The following is a 3,078-nucleotide window of genomic DNA, read 5'->3' on the forward strand; positions in this document are numbered from 1 at the left end:
ACATAGAGTCCAGCCATTCCATGCTCGCCAATTCCAAGCTTCTTCCGACGTGGAGGATCACCACAAGTTTAGCTAAATATCTCGGGCTGGCGATTCATTTGAATTCTGGCAAATCGAACTCGCCCTCCGTTCGCGGACCCCTACTCTCAACAGCTTCGGTAAGCTTCCCTCGCACTCTTCCTCGCTGGCCGTGGTCGTCCAGCGGATGATGCCATTGCGGCGCCGCATAGGGCGATTGAGAATCGGCCGCTCGTAGAAGCTGGTCAATGCCCCGTCCTCACCCCTGCAATTCACTCTTCAATGGAAGAGCATCATTCCACACGTCTGAAGCGTGTCTCGGTTTTTTTCACTTGCTCATCAATCCCTTGACAGCCCGCTATCCAAGCTCGCTCGCATCCTCAATTGGTCGAAGCTCTTGGCCTCGGGTGTCCAAGACGTGGCCCGCCCATCGAGCGACTCACCAGCATCCATTGAGCACAGATGGACAATTCCCCGCCTTACCCAATGTGGCGGTCGATCGGCATCGAAAAATAGATTGCGCCGAAAAACTCATTTCGCCCGACGGTTCAAATGGATCAGACCGTCCAGCCTTCCCGCTGCAAAGATTCTTCGTTCTTTTTATCAGAATTCGTGGTTGATTGCCCCCATCCCGTCTCACATGAGGGGCGCTTCGCGGTCGTCACGGACGTTGAGGCGGGATGCGGTGGGCGTGTCGATGTTGCAGCGTGGTGATCCACGCCGACGAACAGCACGATGCGCACGGTCAAGTCGCGTGGTCCTGGCATCCCGACGCTGATGTCAAGCTTGCGACGACGCTTCGCGCGTCGCGCAGGTGACGGTGGCCAAAAAGCCCGGCGCACCGGGGAGATCGCGATATACGCCGTAAAGCGATCGCGCGGGGGAATGCCGGGATGTCTCGGCTGAACCTGTGGTACCTGCCGCCAGCATTTTTTTCGCTGGCGGGCCATGGGTGCGGCCAGCGCCCGGCATTCCCCGCGCCCTCTGTCTTTGAGAGGGCGGTCCATTAGCAAGACTCGGACGCAACATGCGCCGCGAGACGGCGGCATCGCGTCCGGCAGCAACCTCTGTCAGCAACGAAAGCGCCATCCCGATGTTTCAGCCGCGCAGATCCAACCCCGCGTTCGAGACCGGGTTTGCTGGCTCAGATCCGAGATGGACTGGATGTGCTATGGGCATCCGCCGGCGGCCGCGAGCGCAGGAACGCGGCACAGGCAAAGCCGAGCACCACCATCAGGCCGGCCGCGGCCATCAACGTCGGCTGCTTGCCGGCATGGCTGATGCCGAAGCCATAGGCGATCGGGCCGACCGTCTGGCCCATGAAGAAGAAGAACGAGTGCAGCGACATCGCGGTCGCGCGCGCCTCGATCGACAGCTCGCTGGCGAATACCTGCAGGCAGCCATGGATCAAATAGAAGCCCCAGCCCATCAGCAGCATGCTGCCGAACTGCAGCTTCCAGCCTGGGCCGAAGGCCAGCGCGACCAGTTGCAGCGCGACCAGCGCGCCGCCCGCGATCATCATGCCCCCGACGCCGAGCCGCGGCAGCAGCCGCGACACCGTCATGGTGTAGACGAGGCCGCCGACCGCAAAGCCCGCGATCACGATGCCGGCGATCGAGAGCGATCTTTCGCCGAGATCGAACAGGAAGGCCGCGAGGAACGGAAACAGCCCGAACACGCAGCAGCCTTCGACGAACACGGCCGAGAAGCAATAGCGGGCGTTCGGGTTGGTGAAGATGGTGCGATAGCCCTTGCGCAAGGCTTTCAGATCGGTGGTCGGCGTGTGGGTCAGCTTGGCGCCGCGAAAGCCGGCCGCGACCGCGACGGCTGCGATCAGGCCGAGCGCGCCGATGATCACCAGCACGCCGCGCCAGCCGATGAAGTCGCCGATGACGCCCGACGCCGTCGCGCCGAGCAGGTTGCCGGTCATCGAGCCGGCCAAGGTGCGTCCGATCGCGACCTGGCGCTTGGCCGGCGCCACCAGATCCGAGGTCAGCCCGAGCGCAACCGGAAACACGCCGCCGGAGGCGATGCCGGCCAGGATGCGGGTGGCGAACAGCGCCGCGAACGAGGTCGCGAGCGCACCGAGGATGCAGGCGACGCCGAGCAGCGCCAGGCACATCGTCATCAGCCGCGCCTTGCCGAACAGGTCGGCCGCGGCGCCGATCACCGGCTGCACCAGCGCGTAGATCAGCGCGTAGCCGGCCGCGATGCTCGCCGCCGTGGTGATGCTGATGGCGAAGTCTTCCGCGACATGCGGCAGCACCGGATCCAGCGCGCGGGTCGACAGCGCGGCCGAGAAGCTCGCCAGCGCGATGATGTTGATGACAGGCGAAAACGTCTGCTCGGATGCCGGCCGGGCCACGGGCTGATGCATCAGCGCCCAGCACCTTTGGCAGCATCGCCTTTGGCAATCGCGTCGAACGCCATCAGCGTCCGCAGCAGGCCCTCGAACTCGGCCAGCGGCACCATGTTCGGCCCGTCGCAAGGCGCGCGATCCGGATCGGGATGGGTCTCGATGAAGACGCCGGCGACGCCGACCGCGACCGCCGCGCGTGCGAGCACGGGCACGAATTCGCGCTCGCCGCCCGAGGAGGTCCCCTTCCCGCCCGGCTGCTGCACCGAATGGGTGGCATCGAAGATGACGGGCGCGCCTGTGGTGCGCGCCATGATCGGCAGCGACCGCATGTCGGAGACCAGCGTGTTGTATCCGAACGAGGCGCCGCGCTCGGTCACCAGCACATTGGGATTGCCGCCGCTGACGAGCTTCGCCACCACATTGGCCATGTCCCACGGCGCCAGGAACTGGCCCTTCTTGACGTTGACCACCCGCCCCGTGGCGGCTGCGGCGAGGAGCAGATCAGTCTGTCGGCACAAGAAGGCCGGGATCTGCAGCACGTCCACTGCCTGCGCCACCTCGGCGCACTGGCCGGCGTCATGCACGTCGGTCAGCACCGGCAGTCCGAGCGAGGAACGGATCTCGGCGAAGATCGGCAGCGATTGCGTCAGTCCAAGACCGCGCGCGGCGGAGGCCGAGGTGCGGTTGGCCTTGTCGAACGA

General features: G+C 64.9%; 2 protein-coding genes. Both read right to left on the reverse strand.

The features are described from left to right. Positions 1–1,162: 1,162 nt before the first annotated feature. Positions 1,163–2,395, reverse strand: coding sequence for an MFS transporter (locus WA702_RS30060; protein WP_425114163.1), 1,233 nt, complete (start codon positions 2,393–2,395; stop codon positions 1,163–1,165). Further along, the coding region (kdsA, locus tag WA702_RS30065) for a 3-deoxy-8-phosphooctulonate synthase (RefSeq protein WP_425114164.1) at positions 2,395–3,078 on the reverse strand (684 nt) is incomplete at its 5' end. The genes kdsA and WA702_RS30060, both read right to left, overlap by 1 nt.

It is taken from the genome of Bradyrhizobium sp. (assembly GCF_049798375.1).
Lineage (GTDB): Bacteria > Pseudomonadota > Alphaproteobacteria > Rhizobiales > Xanthobacteraceae > Bradyrhizobium.

Coding starts and splice junctions, on each gene's coding strand:
- WA702_RS30060 (WP_425114163.1), bottom strand. CDS start 2,395: ATGCATCAGCCCGTGGCCCGGCCGGCATCCGAGCAGACGTTTTCGCCT.